Source organism: Methylobacterium sp. FW102-HT35C08, assembly GCF_058790235.1.
In genome coordinates this window covers 5,193,281-5,214,168 of sequence record NZ_JBYTCL010000002.1, presented here as the reverse complement: position 1 = coordinate 5,214,168, position 20,888 = coordinate 5,193,281, and the positions used below count along the sequence as shown (strand labels likewise).

General features: G+C 70.2%; 20 protein-coding genes. 12 read left to right on the top strand and 8 right to left on the bottom strand.

The annotated features are described in order from the left end of the window. Positions 1-13 precede the first annotated feature (13 nt). The 3 genes from AC3WSN_RS24740 to AC3WSN_RS24730 all read left to right on the top strand — a co-directional run bounded on the left by AC3WSN_RS24740 (position 14) and on the right by AC3WSN_RS24730 (position 2,531). A complete protein-coding gene (locus AC3WSN_RS24740; protein ID WP_492541580.1) occupies positions 14-838 on the top strand; it encodes an outer membrane protein in 825 nt (274 codons plus the stop codon). A gap of 449 nt (positions 839-1,287) precedes the next feature. Then, the gene (locus AC3WSN_RS24735) at positions 1,288-1,839 is read left to right on the top strand and encodes an RNA polymerase sigma factor (protein WP_192711347.1); all 552 of its coding nucleotides are present in this window, start codon (positions 1,288-1,290) and stop codon (positions 1,837-1,839) included. Then, entirely contained in the window at positions 1,836-2,531 is a 696-nt protein-coding gene (locus AC3WSN_RS24730; RefSeq protein WP_492541578.1) for an anti-sigma factor, read from the top strand. Before AC3WSN_RS24735 ends, AC3WSN_RS24730 begins: the two co-directional genes overlap by 4 nt. An 89-nt stretch (positions 2,532-2,620) precedes the next feature. Here the strand turns inward: AC3WSN_RS24730 and AC3WSN_RS24725 are convergent, their stop codons facing one another. From AC3WSN_RS24725 to AC3WSN_RS24715, 3 genes are all read right to left on the bottom strand, one after another. After that, a complete protein-coding gene (locus tag AC3WSN_RS24725) occupies positions 2,621-3,190 on the bottom strand; it encodes a fasciclin domain-containing protein (protein ID WP_492541576.1) in 570 nt (189 codons plus the stop codon). 114 nt (positions 3,191-3,304) lie between these two features. Further along, complete coding sequence (locus AC3WSN_RS24720) at positions 3,305-4,957, bottom strand: sensor histidine kinase (protein ID WP_492541574.1); 1,653 nt, start codon at positions 4,955-4,957, stop codon at positions 3,305-3,307. A 353-nt stretch (positions 4,958-5,310) separates the two neighbouring features. After that, positions 5,311-5,601 carry a hypothetical protein gene (locus tag AC3WSN_RS24715; RefSeq protein ID WP_192711351.1) on the bottom strand — a complete coding sequence of 97 codons (291 nt, stop codon included), beginning with the start codon at positions 5,599-5,601 and terminating at the stop codon, positions 5,311-5,313. Between the two features lie 323 nt (positions 5,602-5,924). Between AC3WSN_RS24715 and AC3WSN_RS24710 the strand changes: the two genes are divergently transcribed. Beyond that, a complete protein-coding gene (locus AC3WSN_RS24710) occupies positions 5,925-6,263 on the top strand; it encodes a DUF1491 family protein (RefSeq protein ID WP_492541571.1) in 339 nt (112 codons plus the stop codon). A 148-nt stretch (positions 6,264-6,411) separates the two neighbouring features. On the opposite strand, the gene AC3WSN_RS24705 is transcribed toward AC3WSN_RS24710, so the two are convergent. Further along, positions 6,412-7,461, bottom strand: coding sequence for a ketopantoate reductase family protein (locus tag AC3WSN_RS24705; RefSeq protein WP_238199770.1), 1,050 nt, complete (start codon positions 7,459-7,461; stop codon positions 6,412-6,414). 570 nt (positions 7,462-8,031) lie between these two features. Here AC3WSN_RS24705 and AC3WSN_RS24700 point away from each other — a divergent pair. Further along, positions 8,032-9,000: an IS110 family RNA-guided transposase gene (locus AC3WSN_RS24700; RefSeq protein WP_492536452.1), complete on the top strand. Its 969-nt coding sequence runs from the start codon at positions 8,032-8,034 to the stop codon at positions 8,998-9,000. A 74-nt stretch (positions 9,001-9,074) separates the two neighbouring features. On the opposite strand, the gene dgcA is transcribed toward AC3WSN_RS24700, so the two are convergent. From dgcA to AC3WSN_RS24680, 4 genes are all read right to left on the bottom strand, one after another. After that, on the bottom strand, positions 9,075-10,058 hold the full coding sequence (gene dgcA, locus AC3WSN_RS24695) for an N-acetyl-D-Glu racemase DgcA (RefSeq protein WP_492541569.1): 984 nt from the start codon (positions 10,056-10,058) through the stop codon (positions 9,075-9,077). A 1-nt stretch (position 10,059) separates the two neighbouring features. Then, positions 10,060-11,073: an N-acetyltransferase DgcN gene (dgcN, locus tag AC3WSN_RS24690; protein ID WP_492541567.1), complete on the bottom strand. Its 1,014-nt coding sequence runs from the start codon at positions 11,071-11,073 to the stop codon at positions 10,060-10,062. Between the two features lie 251 nt (positions 11,074-11,324). Beyond that, on the bottom strand, positions 11,325-11,876 hold the full coding sequence (locus tag AC3WSN_RS24685) for a GNAT family N-acetyltransferase (RefSeq protein WP_492541565.1): 552 nt from the start codon (positions 11,874-11,876) through the stop codon (positions 11,325-11,327). 227 nt (positions 11,877-12,103) lie between these two features. Further along, positions 12,104-13,270, bottom strand: coding sequence for a type III PLP-dependent enzyme (locus tag AC3WSN_RS24680; protein ID WP_238199763.1), 1,167 nt, complete (start codon positions 13,268-13,270; stop codon positions 12,104-12,106). Positions 13,271-13,984: 714 nt separating this feature from the next. Between AC3WSN_RS24680 and AC3WSN_RS24675 the strand changes: the two genes are divergently transcribed. The 7 genes from AC3WSN_RS24675 (at position 13,985) to AC3WSN_RS24645 (ending at position 20,881) form a co-directional block, all read left to right on the top strand. After that, positions 13,985-14,491, top strand: coding sequence for a GNAT family N-acetyltransferase (locus AC3WSN_RS24675; protein WP_492541563.1), 507 nt, complete (start codon positions 13,985-13,987; stop codon positions 14,489-14,491). A gap of 431 nt (positions 14,492-14,922) precedes the next feature. After that, complete coding sequence (locus tag AC3WSN_RS24670) at positions 14,923-17,022, top strand: methyl-accepting chemotaxis protein (RefSeq protein WP_492541561.1); 2,100 nt, start codon at positions 14,923-14,925, stop codon at positions 17,020-17,022. Positions 17,023-17,149: 127 nt separating this feature from the next. Then, a complete protein-coding gene (locus AC3WSN_RS24665) occupies positions 17,150-18,592 on the top strand; it encodes a polysaccharide biosynthesis C-terminal domain-containing protein (protein WP_192711360.1) in 1,443 nt (480 codons plus the stop codon). 48 nt (positions 18,593-18,640) lie between these two features. After that, positions 18,641-19,255, top strand: a complete 615-nt coding sequence (locus tag AC3WSN_RS24660; RefSeq protein ID WP_492541559.1) for a DNA-3-methyladenine glycosylase I — start codon at positions 18,641-18,643, stop codon at positions 19,253-19,255. 41 nt (positions 19,256-19,296) lie between these two features. Continuing rightward, on the top strand, positions 19,297-19,857 hold the full coding sequence (locus tag AC3WSN_RS24655) for an HD domain-containing protein (protein ID WP_492543240.1): 561 nt from the start codon (positions 19,297-19,299) through the stop codon (positions 19,855-19,857). A 51-nt stretch (positions 19,858-19,908) separates the two neighbouring features. Beyond that, positions 19,909-20,421, top strand: a complete 513-nt coding sequence (locus AC3WSN_RS24650; RefSeq protein ID WP_492541557.1) for a tyrosine phosphatase family protein — start codon at positions 19,909-19,911, stop codon at positions 20,419-20,421. Positions 20,422-20,620: 199 nt separating this feature from the next. Next, a complete protein-coding gene (locus tag AC3WSN_RS24645; protein ID WP_192711363.1) occupies positions 20,621-20,881 on the top strand; it encodes an exodeoxyribonuclease VII small subunit in 261 nt (86 codons plus the stop codon). Positions 20,882-20,888 lie beyond the last annotated feature (7 nt).

The window sequence follows — 20,888 nt, the reverse complement described above, 5'->3', positions numbered from 1 at the left end:
GAGCCACTTGCAGATGAAGACGTCTCTGGCCGTGTTGGCCACGTTCGCCGCCATGACGGCCACCGCCTCAGCCGCCGACCTGCCGCGTCGCGCAGCCCCGCCGCCGGTCTTCACGCCCGTGCCGGTGTTCACGTGGGCCGGCGCCTATTTCGGCGTCAACGCCGGCTACGCCTACACCGAGTCGGACACGATCCGGACGGTCGGCATCGGCACCCTGCAGAACAACGTGAACAACCTGCTGCGCAGCCCGGCGGTCCGCCTGCCGCAGGACGGCTTCACCGCCGGTGGCCAGGTCGGTTACAATTATCAATTCACGCCCGGGTCCGGCATCGTCCTCGGCGTCGAGGCCGACGCCCAGTACATGGATCTCCAGCGCACCGGCGTGCAGTCGATCTTCCGCCCGGCATTCAATCCCAACGTCCTGACCAACACCTATCGGACGGATCTCAGCTTCCTCGGGACCGTGCGCGGGCGCGTCGGCTACGCCTTCGACCGCGTCTTCGTGTACGGCACCGGCGGCTTCGCCTACGGCGACGTGACCCAGCGCGTCGGATTCCAGACCGGCGCGCCGCTGACCTACTTCGGCAGCCGGTCGCGGCTGGACACCGGATACGCCTACGGCGGCGGCATCGAGTACGCGCTGCCGACCGACTCCGTCCTGAACTTCTTCCGCTCCAGCGCGGTGACCCTCAAGGCCGAGTACCTGCGCTACGATCTCGGAAGCCACAATCTGCTCGTCGGCTCCGTCGGCGGCCCGGGTATCGGCTACATCTCCCGGTTCCGCACCGAAGGCGGCATCGCGCGCGCCGGCCTGAACTTCAAGTTCGGGTCGTACTAGCAAGACGCGCAGCTGAACCCGCCCCCCCCGCCAAGGTGCCCGCGGCCTCCGGGCGAGGAACTGATCCTCCTCGTCACGGTTCAGCCGCGAGGATCGTGGCAACTTGATTTGACCTTCGCAGCTCAAGCGGCATCACAGTGTCGGCGAGGTCGATGGCACCCTGGACGCGCGAGCGACTAGGGTGCTTTTCGCGTTTGGCTGTCTCATACCGATCGAGAACACATCCATCCGGCGGCTGGCGCCGGTTGAATGGGCGCAACGAAGACCGGGCCGCCAAGCCGGGACCTCACATCTTCATCCCTGACGCCGCCGACCGTGCCCGGGATCGGACGCTGCGCCGGGATCTCCTGTCCCTGCCACGGTATCTTTCCAGTCACGAAAAGTGGGCTAAAGCAGCGTTGGGGAGGGCGCCCAACACAGGACGCCTCGAGGTTTTGCGGGGAGCCATCTTGGCCGACGACGCCACGCTGCGCCGGCTGCTTGCTGGGATCGGCCGAGGTGAGGCGGACCAGCTTGCCGAACTCTACGATCTGACGAGCCCGAAACTCTACGGGCTGATCCTGCGTATCCAGCGCGACCGGGCCTTGGCCGAGGACGTGCTCCAGGACGTCTACATGCGGATCTGGCAGGCGGCGGGCAGCTACAGGCCGGACGCCGGTCCGCCGATGCCCTGGCTGATCGCGATCGCACGCAACCGCTCCATCGACAGCGTGCGCCGGAAAGTCGAGGTTCAGGGGCCGGAACTGGAGAGCGGCGAGGATTGGGTGGCACGGCTGATCGACCCGCACGACGAGGCGGTCGCGTTCCAGAACCGCGATGCCCTCGCAGCTTGCCTCGGCCGGCTTGACCCGCGCCACAGGGATTGCGTGGTGCTGGCGTATTGCGAGGGTCGCTCGCGTGAGGAACTGGCCCGCCGGTTCGACTGCCCCGTCAACACCATCAAGACCTGGCTGCATCGCGCGCTGGCCGCTTTGAAGACCTGCCTGGAGGCCGTGTCGTGACCGGACCGGGCGGACCAGACCCCGACGATCCCGACCTGCGCGCGGCGGAGTACGTGCTGGGAACGCTCGACGCCCGGGAACGCGAAGCCGTGGAGCGCGCAGCCGCCGGCAATCCGGCCGCACGGGCGCGAATTCGGGCCTGGGAACAGCGCCTCGGCCCTCTGGCCGAGGTGGTCCCCGCCGAGACGCCGCCGCCGCGCGTGCGCGCCGCGTTGTTGCGGGCGTTGCCGCGATCGGGCCACGCAGTCGCCGGTCAGATCGCGGCTCTTCGCGCTCAGCTCCGGTGGTGGCGGATCGCCGCCGGCGGAGCCGGGTTGCTGGCGGCCGGGCTTGCCCTGTTCGTAGTGGTGGGGCCGTCGCTGACGCCGTCCGGCGGCCGCTACCTCGCCGTGGTGCAGGGTGGCGGCACGGTACCGGCGCTGATCGTGCGTGTGGACCTCGGCACCGGCATCGCGCAGGTGAGACCCGTCAACGCCGAGGCACCCGCGGATCGCAGCCTGGAGCTCTGGTACGTCGGCGCGCAGGGGCCGAGGCCGCTCGGCCTCGTCGGTGCCGGACAGAGCCAAGTGAGACTGCCGACGGGGACCGCGCCGGATGGGATGCTCGCCGTCTCGGTGGAGCCGCCCGGCGGTTCGCCGACCGGTCAGCCCACCGGCCCTGTGATCTATACCGGCAAGCTTCTCGCGGACTGACACGATGTCGGCGCGCCGCCGGCTCGTCCTGGGCGAGATCGGCACCCGCAGCCTCGCCGGGGCTGCGGGCGCCGATCCGCTTGGGCCAATCAGGGCGTCAGCACGGCGTTGACGACGTGGATGACGCCGTTCGACTGCATCACGTTCGGGGTGGTCACGGTGGCGGTGTTGCCCTTCACGTCGGTCACGTAGACTTTCTTGCCCTGCACTTCGACGGCAAGCGGCTCGCCGGCGACAGTGGTGAGCGTCCCCTGTCCGCCGCCCTTCTTGGCGAGTGCCATCAGGTCCTGAGCCGTGTAGACGCCCGGGACGACGTGGTAGGTCAGGATCTTCGTCAGCGTCGCCTTGTTCTGCGGCTGCACGAGGCTCTCGACGGTCCCCGGCGGCAGCTTGGCGAAGGCGGCGTTGGTCGGTGCGAACACCGTGAACGGCCCCGGACCGTTCAGCGTGTCGACCAAGCCGGCAGCTTTCACGGCGGCAACCAGGGTGGTGTGATCCTTCGAATTGACCGCGTTCTCGACGATGGTCTTCTGGGCGTACATGGGCGCGCCGCCGACCATCGGGTTCTTGGCATAGGCTGCGCCGCTCGCCCCGAGGCCGAGCGCGAGGGTCAGAGCGAGCGCCTTGGCGGTGCGGCGGCTCGTGTTCCTGGCAAGCATCGTGTTTCCTTCCGTCCGACCCCTCTGAGCGGGGCAGCGCGCGCCCTTACGGAGCCGTCGGAAAGAAAGTTTCGCCGCGTTGAGGCAAACGGATGGGACGGCAGCCCCGGCCGCCTATTCGTCCGCCTCGATCGCGGCCAGCGGGGCGGTCAGCGCGCACACCACGCCCTCGGGTTTGTAGCTGAGGTTCGCCTCGCCGCCGAACGCCCCGGCGAGGCCGCGCTCGATCAGGCGGCTGCCGAACCCCCGGCTGGTGGGCGGCGTCACGGGCGGACCGTCGTGCTCGCTCCAGCACAGGCGCACGATCGGCTCCGGTCCTGTCGTGTCGATCGTCCACCCGACGCGGACGCGGCCTCCGGCAACCGACAGCGCCCCGTACTTGGCCGCATTGATCGCCAGTTCGTGGACGATCAGCGCCAGCGACAGCGCGGCCCGGGCGCCGACCTGCACCGGAGGTCCGTCCAGCCGCAGGCGATTGGCCTGTGCGTCGTCGTGGATCGCCAGCGTCCCCCGCAGGATGGCGCCGATGCTGGCGCTTTCGCGCGTGCCGCTCAGCAGCAGGTCGTGAGCCTTGCCCAAGGCGATCAGCCGGGCCGCGAGAGCGCTGCGGGCCGCATCGAGATCCACAGCGTTGCGCATGGTCTGCGTGGCGATGGCCTGCACCATCGCCAGCGTGTTCTTCATGCGGTGGCTGATCTCGTGGTTGAGGGTCGCCTGCTGCTCCTCAGCCCGCAGGCGGGCGATGCCGACCTGCACCCGGTCGGCCACGTTGCGGGCGAACGCGACTTCCTCCGGCCGCCATTCCCGCACCGTGGGACTATGCACGAAGAACACGCCGACCGTGCGTCCCCGCTCGCGCACCGGCACGTTGAGCATGGCGTAAACGTTGATGGCCGTGAACGGCTTGGCGTGACCCGCGGTGCGGATGTCGGTCTCGACATTCGTGACCACGAGGGTGTCGCCGCGCTCGATCCCGGGTCCGACCGTGCCGTAATCGGCGAAGCGATGACGGCCGATCAGCCTGACCTCGCCGGGCAAGGCCCAATCGTCCGGAATGGTTATCACCTGGCTTGTGGCATCCAGCTCACCATAGCCGGCGCGGCTGGCGTTCAGGGTCCGGCCGACGATCTCGGCCGCCTTGGCGGTCATCGCGTCGATCGTAGGGAGGTCGCGGAGCTGATCGCCCAACTCGATCAACGCGAGACGCCGGGTCGTGGCGGCACGGGCCAGCACCTCCGAGGCCCGCATCTTGGCGAGCTGGCGGCGCTCGCGCAGCAGGATCATCACCTGCCGCGCCAGTCGCCGCAGCGCGTCCTTCTGCGCCTCCGTCAGCCCGTCCGGCCGGGGCTGGTGATCGATGACGCACAGGCTGCCGAGTACACGGCCGCTGGGTGTGCGCAGCGGTGCTCCGGCATAGAAGCGGATATGGGGCTCACCCGTCACCAGCGGGTTGTTGCGGGTGCGCGGATCTGCGGTGAGGTCGGGGATGATCAGCAGATCCGGTTCGCTCAGCGCGTAGACGCAAACGGACCGGTCGAGATCAGTCTCGCAGGCCGGAAAGCCGACCCGCGCCTTGAACCACTGGCGCTTGGCCGCGACCAGGCTGACGAGGGCCACCGGGGTCTGACAGATCAACCGGGCAATGTGCACCGCATCGTCGAAAGCCTCCTCGGGCGCCGTGTCGAGCACGTCGAACGCGTCCAGCTCGGCGAGGCGTTCAGGCTCGGATGTGTCCGGCCTGACGGAGCTTTCGGAGGGGTGGATCATGGACCGGGGACGGGGCTCAGCTTGGTCAGTCCTAGCGACTTCCGGAGGCCGTGTCATGGAATCGCCGCCGGATGGCCGACCGGCGTGGGGAGCACGAAGCCGCGGGTTCCGGTGCGCAGCGGCTCTGGGCTCCGCCCATCGGGCAGGATCTCACCGAGATGCGCACGGACCGTCTCGGCCGAGAAGGGCTCCGGGTTTCGGAATCGGAAGCGGAACCCCCGCTTCCGATCCCCGGGGCCAAGGTGAGGGCCATCCTCTGCGGACATCGCGGGCGGAAGTCCCAGCATCAGATGTGGGCCGTTACGGTGCTCTTCGCCAAAGTGGACACCGGTTCGGCGCGTGAGCGTGCGTCTCTAGTATTGCGTGCCGGTAAATCGGCAGATCGTCTTACAACGCGGGCCACCATTGGCCTGCCAGGACTTCGCGTGGCCGATCGAGCCGGTCATGTCCTGCGTGGGATTCCCGCCCGGCCGATGCACGACGATGTTGCAGGCATCCTGCGGCGTCCGCTGGTAGCGCGGGCAGGACGCAGAGTCGCGGTTACCGAGCAAATCCATGAGCGTCTCCGAACGGGCGTGAGCCGAGGGCGCAATACCGCACAGGCCAGCGAGCATCAGCGTCGCGAGCGAAATCGTTCTCCACATCGGAGTGCTCCTTCTTTCATCGCAAAATGCGAATTCAGGTGCCCTTTGCTCAGATAATCATCAAACAATACTATAGATGTGCGCATTCACACATCGACAAATTCTTTTTTAATCCCGAAAAATACGAAATTATGCGCCGGAATATTCCAGGCGCCGAACCGTTGCAGCCCGGCCGGGCCGCGTCGCGCGGCCGAGGTTGATCGAGCCGGCGCTTTCACGCATGGCGAAGGCAGCACTCCCCTGGATCCGCAGGGTTCAGGATCCGACCGCCGCATCGGGCTGCCCATCCTGCGGCGAGCCGATTTTCACGAGGTCCCAGACGCATGCGCCTGCGTTCCGATTTCTGGGTCTCGGCCCATCTCCGGCGGCTCGACGTCGCGGGCATCCCGGCCGTGCTCCGCCGGCGCGGAGCCGCAGAGGCCGGCGCGATTTTCGTGAAGGTCGATCGCCTCGACGGCAGCGCCGACCTCTACGGACCGGCGCCGCAGGCGCTGTTCGAGGCCGAGGAGAGCGGCGACCGGCGCTTCGCCGCAATGGTCGTCGGCGGCAGCCCGCTCGACGTTGAGGAGCGCCTGACTAAGGAGATCCGGTTCGATTCCGATCTCTGGATCATCGAGATCGACGACCGCCAGGGGCGGCATTTCCTGAATCTGGCGGAATGACGGATCGCAGATCCGTCCTGGCGAGCGGTGCGACGCCATCCAGAACCGCCACACCGATCGATGGCGCGCGGCTCCGGGTCACTTCGCGACGCTCGTGAGGACAGCGTAAGTGGCGCGACGCCGTGCGGCGTCGCGCCCGACGCCTCCGTCAGCCCTCGATGATGCGCTCGTCGAGCTTGCGATCGACGGTCTCGACCGTGCGGTCGATCTCGGCATTCGGCTCGCCGAGTTGGTGCGCGATCAGCTTCACCAGCAGGTCGACGCGCTCGATGTAGGGGGCGCCGTTCGCCACGGCCCGCGCGGCCGAGGACGGCTTCAGCAGGCTCTCGGCGGCCTTGGCGTACTTCTCGAACGGCACCTGATCGGCCGGATCGGCGCCGAGCTTCCGGGCGATCCCGTCGACATGCTCGTAGATCGCCCGCGAGCGCGCCAGATCGCCGTGGACGGCGTCGTGGATCGATTGCGGCTCGCCGGGCGTGATGCAGCGGTAATTGCCGGTCAGCAGCATCGACCACTTGGCCAGCGGAACGAACAGCGAGTCGAACACCTTGAGCTTCACCGGGACGTCCTGCCCGTCGAGGCGCACGGCGTCGATATCGGCCTCCAATTCCCGGAGCAGGCGGTTATGCGCCTCATCGGCGAAGGTTGCGGCCTTGAAGTTCGTCGGCAGCCCGACATGGAGGACGTTCGCCTCCTCCTCGGGCGGCCGGAAGGCCTGCGGATCGGGCGAGCACAGCGACACCAGCCCCGGCTCGAATCGGTCCCAGACGCCGGCGTTGGTGTAGGCGTCCTCAAGATCCATGGCGGCGAGCCCCGGGATCCGCTTGAGGTAGGGCAGCGGCGGCATGTTCATGATCGACAGGCACGGCAGCTTCGCCGCCGCGATCTTGATCATCAGGACGCGGATCGTGTGGTTGTTGTACTGCGGCTCCTGCATGGCGAGGCCGACGAGGTCGTAGCGCGACACGTCGACCTCTTCCGGCGGCATGGCGTCGACCTTGCCGGGCAGGTCGCGCGAGTGGATCGCGCGGTGCTCCTTCTCGTCGCGGAGCTTGATGCGGACCTCGGTCCCCTCGCGGTTGATCAGGTCGGCGGTCTTCCGGCGGCACACCAGGGTCACGTTGTGACCGGCCATCAGGAGCTTGGTCCCCAGGAGCGAGCCGTAGGAGGCTCCCAGGATCAGGATGTTTCTGGCCACGTCGTTCCTCCCCAGCATTGAAGACTGCTGTTGTGTTGTCTGGCTGCTGGGAGCAACGCGTCCGCGCCACGCCCCATCGCACCGCCGATGGATGGCAGCCGGGCGGGCGGAACGCAAGCCTTCTGGTATACCTAATCCCAAACCCGTTGTGATGCCCAGCCGGTGACAGGTTGGGCGATCCCTATCCTCTTCGGCCGGCCTCTCCACAGGGTGAGGTCGTCGCGCCCCGTCATTTCAGAGCCGCGCAGCGGAACCCGCAATCTAGCCGCGCTGGCGTGCCAGGATCTAGCACTGTGGGTGGCTCTGGATTCCGGGCTCGCCTTCGGCGCCCCGGAATTGTCTGTTGCACGGGTGCTAGTGTGGGGCTGTTCCGCGCGAGCGGGATGCCTGGTCCGGGTGGCCGCCCGGACCAGGCGCGCGGCGCCGGCCGTCCCGGAATAGGGCTGATACGCCCGTCGTCATCCTGGTCGACGCTGCGCTTCCCTTGCCACGCTTGATGAGTTGCCTGGGCCCCTCTGCCAGCCGGCATGACGCCCGCAGACAATCGCAAGCCGCACCAGGATAGCCCCCATGGCCGAGCCCGTCACCCCGCCCACCCCGACCCGCTTCATCGGCTGCGATGTCGGCAAAACCCTCATCGTCGTCTGCGATAGCCGCGACGGCAGCACCCGCACCCTGGCCAACACACCCGAAGCCCTCGCCGGCTTCGCCGCCCGCCTGGACACCACCTGCCTCGTCGTCTGCGAGGCCACCGGTGGCTTCGAGGACGCGCTCCTGGCCGCCCTGCTGGCCGCCGGATGCCCCGCTCACCGCGCCGACGCGCGCAAGGTCAAAGCCTTCATCCGCTCGTTCGGGACCCTGGGCAAAAGCGACAGCCTCGATGCCCGGGCGCTGGCCCGCTACGCACAGGAGCGCCACGCCCGCCTCGCCCGCTGGCAGGCCCCCGACCCGCGACGCGAGCGCCTGCAGACCCTGGTGCTCACCCGCGCCGATCTCATCGCCCAGCGGACCGCCTGCACCAACCGGCTGGCCGCCCCCGGCGCCGAGCCGGTCCGCGCCTGCCTGGACGCCCTGCGCGCCTGTCTGGTCGCCCAGATCCAGGCGCTCGAGGCCGCCATCGCCGAACTCGTGGCCGGCACCACTGATCTGAGGCGCGCCGAGCGCGTCCTGCGCGCCATCCCGGGCATCGGCGCCACAACCGCGGCCGCTCTCATCGCCCTCATGCCCGAACTCGGCCGCATCGACCGCCGCCAAGCCGCAGCCCTGGCCGGCGTCGCCCCCCATCCCAACCAGAGCGGCGCCGCCGACGCCTACCGACGCACCCGCGGCGGACGACCCGAGGTCAAGCGGACCCTGTTCCTGGCCGCCCTCACCGCAAGCCGCTACAATCCCGCCCTCAAGGACGCCTACCAGCGCCTGCGCGCCGCCGGAAAGAAGCCCCTCGTCGCCATCACAGCCCTCATGCGACGCCTCATCGTCATCGCAAACGCACGCCTGCGCGACGCCTACGCACACCCACAAAACTCAGCCGCCAACTGAGTTGATGACGATGCGGCATGTGGGACGACGAGATCCGCGCTGCGGGTGGCGATACGCGCCCCCGCCCGTACACGCTATCCCCACAGCTCCGGCGTGGGCGGGTGCATCAGGCTGCCGTCGTAGCGCAGCGGCGGGTCGCGGTCGCGGGCCAGCAGCAGCGGCCCGTCGAGATCGACGAAATCCGCGTCATTCGCCAGCAACGCCGCCGGCGCCATGCCGAGCGACGTGCCTAGCATGCAGCCGACCATGATCGAGAGCCCCCGCGCCTTCGCCTCCCAGGCGAGCAGCACCGCCTCGGTCAGGCCGCCGGTCTTGTCGAGCTTGATGTTGATCGCGTCGTAGCGCCCGGCGAGCGCGTCGAGGCCGGCGCGGTCGTGTAGGCTCTCGTCGGCACAGACCGGCACCGGATGGGCGATCTCGGCGAGCAGGGCATCGGCGTCGGCCGGCAGCGGCTGCTCGATCAGCGCGACGCCCGCCTTCAGGCAGGCCTCAAGGTTGGCCTCCACATTCTCGGGCCGCCACGCCTCGTTGGCGTCGACGATCAGCCGGGACTCCGGCGCGCCGGCCCGCACGGCGGCGATGCGCTCCGGATCCCCGTCCCCGCCGAGCTTAACCTTCAGCAGCGGCCGGTGGGCGGCCTTGCGGGCGGCCTCCGCCATGCCTTCCGGCGTGCCGAGGCTCAGCGTGTAGGCGGTGATCGCGGGCCGGGGCTCGGGGAGCCCGGCGATGGACCAGGCAGGACGACCCTGCCGCTTGGCCTCAAGATCGAACAGCGCGCAGTCGAGGGCGTTGCGCGCGGCGCCAGCCTTCATCCGCGCCATCAGCTCCTCCCGGCCGATCCCGGCCGCGATCGCTTCCGCCTGCCCCGCGATCAGGGCGCTGACGCTCTCGACGCTCTCGCCGTAGCGCGGATAGGGCACGCATTCGCCGCGCCCGACCGTGTCGCCGTCCGTAATCGTCGCCACCACCACGGCGATCTCCGTGCGGCTGCCGCGGGAGATCGTGAAGGCGCCCGCGATGGGAAAGCGTTCGACGGCGAGAGTCAGGCGACGGGCCATGTCAGGCCTCCGGGAAGTCGGCGACGATCCGGTCGACCAGCCCGTCGACACCGAATCGCACCGGGTCAGTGGCAGGCAGGCCGTGCTCGGACCCGAGCTTGTCCAGGAGCGCCCGGGCCTCGCCCTCGGCGAGCGCCTGGGTGTTCACCGCGATGCCCACCGGCTTGATCGCCGGGTTGGTCAGGCTGCCGAGCTTCACGGTGAGATCGATGACCTGCTGGATCGTCGGCAGCGGATGCTTGACGCCGCGCATATTGGTGCGGGTCGGCTCGTGGCAGACCACGAAGGCGTCGGCCTGGGCGCCGTGCAGCAGGCCGAGGCTCACACCGGCGAAGGACGGGTGGTAGAGCGAGCCCTGGCCCTCGATCAGGTCCCAATGGTTCGGGGCGGCGTCGGGCGAGATCGTCTCGACGGCGCCGGAGATGAAGTCGGCCACCACGGCGTCGATGGCGACGCCACGGCCGGAGATGAACACACCGGTCTGGCCGGTGGCGCAGAAATCGGCATCGAGGCCGCGCGCGCGCATGCCGCGCTCCAGGACCAGAACGGTGTACTTCTTGCCGACCGAGCAATCGGTGCCGACGGTGAGCAGGCGCCGCCCCGCCCGCTTGATGCCCTTGCCGGTGGGGAAGCGCTCGTCGGTGTGGCGGACATCGTGGAGCTGGCGGCCGCGCCGGGCCGCGGCCTCCGCGATGGCCGGCACCGCGCCAAGCTTGACGTGCAGGCCGCTCGCCACGTCGAGACCCGCCTCGATCGCCGCGACGATCTCCTTGACCCAATGGTCCGGCAGCACGCCGCCGGCATTGACGACGCCGATCACCAGGGTGCGACAGCCCTTCGCCAGGGCCTCGGGCAGGGTCATGTCGGGGATGCCGAGATCGGCGGCGCAGCCCGGCAGGCGCATCTGGCCGACGCACCATTCGGGGCGCCAATCCTTGATCCCGTAGGCGGTCTTGGCCGCCAGCGTGTCGGGCACGTCGCCCAGGAACATCAGGTAGGGCGTGGCGATCTGCATCGGTCGAGCAACCTTCTCCGGAGGCCGGCGGACCGTCTATGCGGGATCGCGGGCGCCCGGCGCAATGCACGAGAGCGGCCAGGACGGTGGACGCGGCCGCAGCCCCGACATGCCAGGCTTGCACTCCGTCATCGCGCGCAGCGAAGCAACCCAGGGATTCGCCACAGAATGGGTTCGCGCGCGGCCCTGGGTTGCTTCGCTGCGCTCGCAAAGACGAGCCGCCTCAAACCGGCGACCCGTGACACCCTCGCTCAGGCTGCGCGTCGTCGCGCGACCTGGGCCCCGTTCGCCACAGCCTCGACCGGTGCGAGCACACCGGTCGCCCGGACCAGTCCCTCGGCGCCCGCCAGGGCACCCGCGCGCAGCTCCAGACCGAGAAAGCGCTCCCGCTCGAACGGCCCCGGCAGGGTCAGACCCTCCGCGAGCACCCGATCGAAGCCGAAGCGGGCGTAATAGGGCGCGTCGCCGACCAGCAGCACGGCGCCGTGGCCGAGCGATTCGGCCCGGCCGAGGGCGGCCTGCATCATCACCGAGCCGAGCCCCTGGCCCTGGATCGCCGGATCGACCGCCAGCGGGCCGAGCAGCAGCGCCGGGCGGGCGAGGCCGGCCTCGACGTGCCACAGCCGCAGGGTGCCGACCAGCCGCCCGGCGCGGGTCGCCGCGAAGGCGAGGCCGCGCGCCGGCAGGCGTCCCTCGCGCAGGCGCTCCGAAGTCTTGCCGCGTCGGTTGCCGGGGAAGCACGCATCGAGCAGGCGCTCGCGCGCCGGGACGTCGTGAAGGTGCTCCGCGCGGATCTCGATCATGACAATGCCCTCCCCGGGGCCGGCATGCGGGAGAAGCGATGGGTCGTCTCGGCGAGCGATCAGGGCTGGCCGACGCTTCCGGAGAAACGACAGCGGCCCTTAACGCCGCGTGACCGCAGGGTGGTTCCAGACGAACGGGATCCGTGCGTCCGCCTCCTGCCGCGTGTCACCCGCCGGGAACGGTTTCGGAAGAAGGCCGCCCGGAATGTCCCGGGCGGCACGCGCGATCAGATCACGATCTGCTGAAGGGGCGGGAAGCCGTTGAAGGCCACCGCCGCGTAGGTCGTGGTGTAGGCGCCCGCGCCCTCGATCAGCACCTTGTCGCCGATCGAGAGCGAGACCGGCAGCGGGTAGAGCTGCCGCTCGTAGAGCACGTCCACCGAGTCGCAGGTCGGGCCGGCGATGACGCAGGGCTCGGTCGCGTCCCCGTCCCGCGCCGTGCGGATCGGGTAGCGGATCGCCTCGTCCATGGTCTCGGCGAGACCGCCGAACTTGCCGATGTCGAGGTAGACCCATCGGACCTCGTCGGCCTCGGCGGACTTCTTCGACACGAGCACGACCTCCGCCTCGATCAGGCCGGCATTGCCGACCATGCCGCGGCCCGGCTCGATGATCGTCTCGGGGATCTGGTTGCCGAAATGCTTGGTCAGGCCCCGGAAGATCGCCTCGCCGTAGCTCTCCACGCCCGGCACCGCCTTGAGGTACTTGGTCGGGAAGCCGCCGCCGAGATTGACCATCGACAGGCCGATGCCGCGCTCCGCGCACTCGCGGAAGATCCCGGCCGCGGAGCCGAGCGCCCCGTCCCAGGCCTCGGTGTTGCCCTGCTGCGAGCCGACATGGAACGAGATGCCGTAGGCCTCGAGCCCCTGGCGATGGGCGTGCTCCAGCACGTCCGCGGCCATCTCGGGCACGCAGCCGAACTTGCGGGACAGCGGCCAGTCGGCGCCCGCGCCGTCGCACAGGATGCGGCAGAACACCCGGATCTCGCCGGCCGGCACGGCCATGGCCTCGGCGGCCCGGGCGATCTTCTCGACCTCGGCCTGGCAATCAACCGCGAACAGGCGGATGCCGAGCTTCAGGGCGCGGCCGATGCAGCGCTCCTTCTTGATCGTGTTGCCGAAGGAGATCCGGTCGGCGGTGGCGCCGGCGGCCAGCACCATCTCCATCTCGGCCACCGAGGCGGTGTCGAAGCAGGAGCCCATCTCGGCGAGCAGGCGCAGCACCTCGGGGGCTGGGTTCGCCTTCACGGCGTAGAACACCCGGGTGTCCGGCAGGGAGCGCGCAAAGGCGGTGTAGTTGTCGCGCACGACGTCGAGATCGAGGACCATCACGGGGCCCTCGTCCTGACCGAGGTCGCGGCGCACGCGCAGGAAGTCACGGATGCGGTCGGTCATGGTCGTCTCCCGGCACGGGTTCGCGTGCGCCCTTCGCGGGGCGCGCTGTCGAAGATGACGGCCCGAACGGGCCGCCGGCGTCAGGGGGCGATGCGTCGCGCCGGCCCACGCGCTTTGGAGACGCGTGTGTCCGTGCGGGCGCAGAGCACCCGGAAGCTGCCGTGGATTGGAAGGGATGACCCCCACCGCACGCCGGGCAAAGAGAAACAAGCCTCTTCGGTGCCGGCCTTTGGAGGGCCGACGAGACCAAAAAAGCCCGTTCGTCGTTGCTTTAAGCTGCGTCCCCCGTGGAGAGCGGGGTTCGCCGGTTTCGCCTCCGGCTGCCGGTTGTTGTCGGGGTCCGGTGTTGCCACCTGGATGCCGGCCGTAGGGATCCACCCTTGCGACCATCGATCCTTTAAGACCCCTGGCGGCTGTCCGGCAGTTGACCGGATGCCCACCAACCGACACGCGGCCACAGGCACGTGCGAAATTGGGCATGGCGCATATACGGAGGCGGGCCCGGCGCGACAAGAGCAAGCCGCCCCGGAACGCCCGCTTTTTCGCCCGGAATCCACACCCGGCACGGTCCGTTGCAAAAACGCCGCATCGCGACGGGGCGCGGCGGGCCGTGCGGGCTTCCCAAGCGGGGCGGAAGCAGGCATCTGACCGGCGGGATAGAGGATTCAAGCGAGCGATGGCCGGGCCGATCAGATCCACCGCGACGGCGAAGGCGTGAGCGCCCCCCTGCGCAACCCGATCGGCGCCGGGCTCCCCGAGCCGACGATCCGCACCGCCACGCTTGCCGATCTCGACGCCCTGGTCGCCCTGGAGCACGCCGCCTTCGCCACCGACCGGGCCGAGCGCCGGGCGATCCGCCACGCGATCCAGTCACTCACGATGGACGTGCTGGCAGCGCTGATCGACGCGCCGGACGCGGATCCGACCCCGGTCCTCGTCGGCGCCGCGGTGCTGGAGCGGCGGCGCAGCAGCCGGATCGCTCGGCTGGCCTCGATCGCGGTGGCGCCGAACCGTGGCGGCCTCGGTCTCGGCGGCAGGCTGCTCGACGCCGCGGAGGCTCACGCCCGCGCCCGAGGCTGCAACAGGCTCCGGCTGGAGGTGCGCGCCGATAACGGCGCCGGCATCCGCCTCTACGAGCGCCGGGGCTATGTCCGTTTCGCGGTGCGACCCGACTATTACGAGGACGGCATGGAGGCCTGGCGCTACGAGCGCGGGCTCTAGGGGCCTCGCGGGCGCGGTCCCGGGCCCGACCGGCACTTTCAGCCCATGCAGCCCGCTCCGCCATCACGCGGTTCGCGACGCGCCCAGGCGCCGAGGAGCGCCGGCTCGGTCCGCGCCGCCCTGGATGGGAAGGCTCCGCTACGCCTGCACGAACGGAAGCGCCCGGACGCCAGAGATCGGCTCCGTATCGTACCGTCGCGTGGAAATAAGCCGGATGCCCCGCTCTGCCGGATGGATGTCCAGTTCTGCGGCGCAATTTATAATACAACCCGATTATATTGCAGTAAAATTTCAATATTTTACTATTTACTCGCACATCTTAACGCACATATATACACGAATCTGCCAGCTAAAGAAAACAACTTCCCTTTATTGCTTGCACAAATCTTACACCGTAAGACAGAACGTCAAGCAATCTGGGATTCTGACCCATGACCCGCTGGCTGGGACGCTTCTCGATTCGGACGTTGTTGTGCTTGGTCATCGTGATCATGGCCTGCATGGCACTGGGCGACGCCGTTCAGACTCTCGTCGACGCGCGGTCGCAGGCGAAGGCTGCGGACAGGGCCGTGACGTTGACCCAGGCGAGCCAGGGGCTCCTCAAGGCAATCCTGCCGCTGCGGCTCGAGCGCGGATCGACACTCGCCCTCGGGGGTGAAGCGCCCGCGGATGCGAAGACCCTGTCGACCATCGCGGCCAGCCGGCAGGCGATGATCGAGAACTACCGTCGGGCTCAGCGCAGCCTGAACGATCTGGCCGAGCCGGCGGTCGGCGCGACGCTCGATCGCCCGAACGCCGCCCAGGACGTGATGGCGGCCCTCCGGCCCCGCATCGACGCGGCCCTGGGTTTGCCGAAAGCCCGGCGTGACCCCGCTTTGCGGGACGCCGCGCTGACCGCGTTCCGGGACCTGCTGGAGGCCCTGACGGTGACGCTCAGGGCGGTCGACGCGGCCATTCCCCGGTCCGATCCCGTCCTGCAGCGCTATCTCGCCCTCAAGCAGGCGGCCTGGGACACCCGCGTCGCCAGCGGCAACGTCGCGGTGCGGGTGCAGGCGTCCCTGGTCGCCGGGACGTCGTGGTCCCTGCCCGAGACGGTCGCGGCCGCGGAAGAGCGGGCCGAACTGCTGAACGCGTGGCGGCGCGCGACCGAGGCCGCGACTGACGTCACGGAGGCGGTCCGGACCGCGTTCGAGAAGGCGAAGGCCAGTAATTTCGAGGGGGACGCCAAGGTCATCGCGCAGGCGGTCTTCGACGCGCTGAGCACGCACACCGCCGCAGGCTACACGTTCGACGAGCTGCGCCAGCGCAACACCGAGAATCAGCGCTTCATCGTCGACCTCTGCGACGCGGCCCTCGACGCGATGGTGGCGCGCGCCGAGACCCTCGCCGACGCGGCCCGGAGCGTCGTCGCGCGCAGCGTGGTGACGTTGCTGGCGGTGGTCCTCCTGGTCGCCCTGGGCCTGTGGACCCTGTTTGCCGGCGTGCTGCACCCGCTCCGGGCGCTGACGGCGGCGATGCAGGCGCTGGCGGACGGGGACGCGTCCGCCACGGTCCCGGCGCGCGCCTACCGGAACGAGATCGGCGCGATGGCGCGGGCCGTCCAGGTGTTCAAGGACAACCTGATCCACGGCCGCCGGATCGAGGCCGAGGCGGCCGAGGCGCGGGTTGCGGCGGAGGCCCAGCGCAGATCCGACCTGCAGGCGGTGGCCCAGCGCTTCGAGCGCACGGTCGGCGGCATCATCGGCATGGTGTCGTCTTCGGCGACCGAACTGCAGGCCACCGCCCAGACCATGACGGCCACCGCGACCGAGACCGCCAGCCAGTCCAGCACCGTGGCGGTCGCCGCCGAGCAGGCTGCCGCCAACGTCAACACCGTCGCGGCGGCCGCCGAGGAACTCGGCGCCTCCGTGCAGGAGATTGGCCGGCAGGTCGCGGGCTCGACCAAGCTCGCCGCGGGCGCGGTCTCTGAAGCCGACCAGACGGGCGCGTTGGTCCGGGCGCTGAGCGGCGCGGTGGGGCGGATCGGCGACGTCGTCGGGCTGATCGCCGCGATTGCCGGGCAGACGAACCTGCTGGCGCTCAACGCCACGATCGAGGCCGCGCGCGCCGGCGACGCGGGGCGCGGCTTCGCGGTGGTGGCCTCGGAGGTGAAGGCCCTGGCCGCGCAGACCGCCAAAGCCACCAAGGAGATCGCCGGCCAGATCGCGGGCATTCAGGGGGCGACCGGCGAGGCCGTCGCGGCGATCGACGCGATCACCGGGCGGATCCAGGAGATCAGCGGTGTGGCGAACTCGATCGCGGCGGCGGTGGAGGAGCAGGGTGCGGCCACGCAGGAGATCGTGCGGAATGTCGGGCAGGCGGCGATCGGCACCGGCGCGGTGACCAGTACCATCCTCGGCGTTGCCGGGGCCGCCGAGACAACCGGCCGGGCGGCAGGCGAGGTGCTCGAAGCGGCCTCCGCGCTGTCGCGGCACTCCGAGCATCTCGCGGCCGAAGTCGCGCGCTTCCTGGACACCGTCCGCGCAGCCTGAGGGCCCACGGCAGCCGCATGGCGGCTTGGTCCGCCCCGATCCCGCCCGGTTAGGGGAGTTTTACGGGTTCCGCGCTACATCCTGCGGATTGCCCGAGAGAAACACCGCCGCTCATGAGACGTCGTCCATGGCCGTGATCGCCGCCTTCATCATCAATGCGGGGCTGAACTTCGTCCTCGGGCTGCTGATCGCCAAGCTTCTGGGGCCGGCCGATTTCGGCCGGTTCGCGCTGGCGACCACCGGCGCCATCGTGCTGAACACGGTCCTGTTCGAGTGGCTGCGCCTCTCTGCGACGCGATTCTACTCGGGGCGCGTGCGGCTGGACGAACCCTGGATCCGCCACGGGCTCGACCGGGCCTATCTGCGCCTCGGCCTGCTGCTGCTCGCCGCCGCCGCCCTGTGCGGCGCCTTCGGCTTCGCCGGCGGCGCGGACGGGCGCGAGGCGGTCCTGTGCGGCACCGGGATGGCGGCCCTCGGCATCGGCGTGTTCGACTATCACGCGGCGCTCGCCCGAGCGCGGTTCGACGGGCGGCTCTATCTCGGCCTCGTCGCGGTGAAAAACGTCCTGTCGTTTGCCATGATGGCGGCGGCCGCGTGGTGGCTCGTCCAGCCGGCCTGGGTTCTGGCGGCGGCGGGCCTGAGCCAGCTCGCGGCGGTGTTCGTCCTGCGCCATCCTCTGCGGGACCCGCGCACCCCGTTCGAGCGGCCGCGCCTGTCCGACACCTGGCGGGTCTTCGCCCGCTACGGCCTGCCGCTCATCGCGGCCAACACCGCCTATCAGTGCCTCGCCTTCGTGAACCGCGGCGCCATCGCGGGCCATGCCGGCTTCGCGGAGGCCGGCTATTTCGCCCTTGCGGCCGACGTGACGTCCCGCTCGCTGACGACGCTCGGCACCGCCCTCGACCTGCTGCTGTTCCAGCTCGCCGTCCAGGCCGAGGAGGAGCGCGGACGCGCGGCCGCCGAGGCGCAGGTGGCGGAGAATGCCGGCACCGTCTTCGCGCTGCTGGCGCCCTGCGCGGTCGGGTTCTGGGCGGTGCTGCCGGCGCTCCAGGGGCTGGTGGTACCGGACGCCTATCGCGGGCCGTTCGAGACCTACAGCGTCGCGCTGTTGCCCGGCCTGTTCTGCCTGTCGATGATGTTCTACGCCCTCAACCCAGTCTTCCAGATCCGCCGCCGGACGCTCCCGGTGATCGCCGCCGCGCTGGTCGGGCTCGCGGTCAACGGCGCCGGCCTGCTGATCCTGCCAGATCGGATGGGCGGGATCGGGGTTGCGCTGGCGCAAACCGCGGGCCTCGCCGCCGCCGGGCTGTGGCTCGGCTGGCGCGCGCTCACGGGTCCGGAGCGCATCGTCCTGCCGTGGGGGGAGATCGGGGTCGCGACGCTCGCCTGCGCGGCGATGGGGCTCGCCCTCGCCCCGTTCCGCCATCTCCCGCCCGCCACCGCACTGGCGGTCCTGGTCCCGGCCGGGGTCGCCGCCTACGGCGCCCTAGTCTGGATCTTCGACATCGCGGGCCTGCGGCGGCAGGTCCTTGCCCGCTTCAGCCCGGCGCGGACGGTCGCCGCGGAGTAGGTGCGGACCGCCATGGCGTTCCGCTCCTGTTCTCGCTAAACCGGGCGCATGTCCGAGACCGGCCTGATCGATCACCCCGACGGCTGCCCCCGCTGCTGGTGGGCTGGCCTCGATCCGCTCTACGTCGCCTATCACGACACCGAGTGGGGCGTGCCCGAGCGCGACGGCCGGGCCCTCTACGAGAAGCTGATCCTCGACGGCTTCCAGGCCGGCCTGTCCTGGATCACCATCCTGCGCCGCCGCGAGGGGTTTCGCGACGCCTTCGCGGGCTTCGATCCGGAGCGGATCGCCCGCTTCACGGACGACGACGTGGCGCGGCTGATGGGCGACACCCACATCATCCGCAACCGCGCCAAGATCCAGGGCACCATCGCGGGCGCCAAGGCCTGGCTGCGGATTGAGGAGCGCGGCCCCGGCTTCGCGCACTTCCTGTGGGATTTCGTGGACGGGCAGCCGCTCCAGGGCACGGCCCGGAGCCGCGCCGAGATCGCCACCGAGACCCCGGTCTCCCGCGCGATCGGCAAGGCCCTTAAGGCCGAGGGCTTCTCGTTCTGCGGGCCGACCATCGTGCACGCCTTCATGCAGGCGGTCGGCATGGTCAACGACCACCTCGTCGGCTGCCACCGGCACGGGCCCTGCGCCCGCCTGGGGCAGGCGCGATGAGCGGATCTGCGCCCGACCCGGCCCCGCGCGCGTGGCAGCGGATGCTCTCCGGCCGGCGCCTCGATCTCCTCGATCCCGCGTCCCGCGACATCGAGATCGCCGACATCGCCCACGGCCTCGCCCGGGTCGCCCGCTGGAACGGCCAGACCCGAGGGCCGCATGTCTTTTCGGTGGCCCAGCACAGCCTGCTGGTCGAGGCGGTGGGCCGACATGTCGCCCCGGCCTGCACCGACCCGGACGGCCTGGAGCTGCTGCTGCACGACGCGCCGGAATACGTGGTCGGGGACATCATCTCGCCGTTGAAGGCCGCAATCGGGGATGCCTATCGCGGCGTCGAGCTGCGGCTGCTGGACGCCATCCGCGGCCGCTTCGGCCTCCCGGCCCCGGCGCCGGCGCTCGCCCGCCTGGTGAAGCAGGCCGACCGGATCGCCGCCCATCTCGAGGCGATCCGCCTCGCCGGCTTCACGCCGGAGGAGGCCGAGCGCTATTTCGGACCTGCCGCGGACCTGCCGGACCGGGTGCTGGCGCTCGCAGAGCCCTGGCCGACCGCCGAAGCCGAGACACGATTCCGCGCGCGCTTCGACGCTCTCCGCTCAAGCTGACACGCGGCCGCCCTCGATCCGTCACGATCGCACGCCACTGGCGCGGCCACCATGCCGAGCCTCCACGTCTGCCCTCTCTCACGCCTGCCCGAGACCGTCGCGGCGACCGGCGCCAGTCACGTGCTCACGCTGATCAATGTCGGCACGCCGCTGGAGCGTCCCGCCGTGATCGACACCGAGAACCACGCCGTCATCGGCGTCAGCGACATCGCGGCGGCGCGCGACGGACACGTTCTGCCGGCAGAAGAGCACGTGGCGCGGGTTCTCGACTTCGTCCGGGCCTGGCCACGGGAGAAGCCGCTGGTGATCCACTGCTATGCCGGGATCAGCCGCTCCACCGCCGCGGCCTTCATTGCGGCCTGCGCCCTGGCGCCCGAGCGCGACGAGGCGGCGATCGCCGACGCCCTGCGGGCCGCCTCCCCGTCGGCGACGCCCAATCCGCTGTTCGTCGCCATCGCCGACCGGATGCTCGGCCGCGACGGGCGCATGGTCGCGGCCATCGCGCGGATCGGCCGCGGCGCCGACGCGTTCGAGGGCACGCCGTTCTGTCTGACGCTCGCGTGACCGCCCTTCCGAACGGGTCCCGTCACGGCCGCCGCGGCCTGTCCGCGATCGTACGGCGGCGGTCTCACGCCCGTCCCGAGTGTGGCGCAAACGCCGCCGCACGCTTCCAAAACGGTGCGGAGCCGGCCGCCAAACCTGTGCCCTGGGTTGTGGCGACGGGGGCTGGCGCCGTAGAAACCCTCCAAAGGAAGTATCTGGGATGAGTGCGAGCAGACCCGAGGTGGCCCCCGCTGCCGGCGACCTGCCCTTCGAGAAGGCGCTGGAACAGCTCGAGGAAATCGTGCGCCGGCTCGAGCGCGGCGACGTCCCGCTCGACGAGTCGGTGGCGATCTACGAGCGCGGCGAGGTGCTGAAGAAGCATTGCGAGGCGCTGCTGAAGCGGGCCGAGGCGCGGATCCAGCGGATCACCCTCGGCGCCGACGGGCGGCCCGAGGGCGTCGCCCCGCTCGATATGTCCTGAGGCTCGG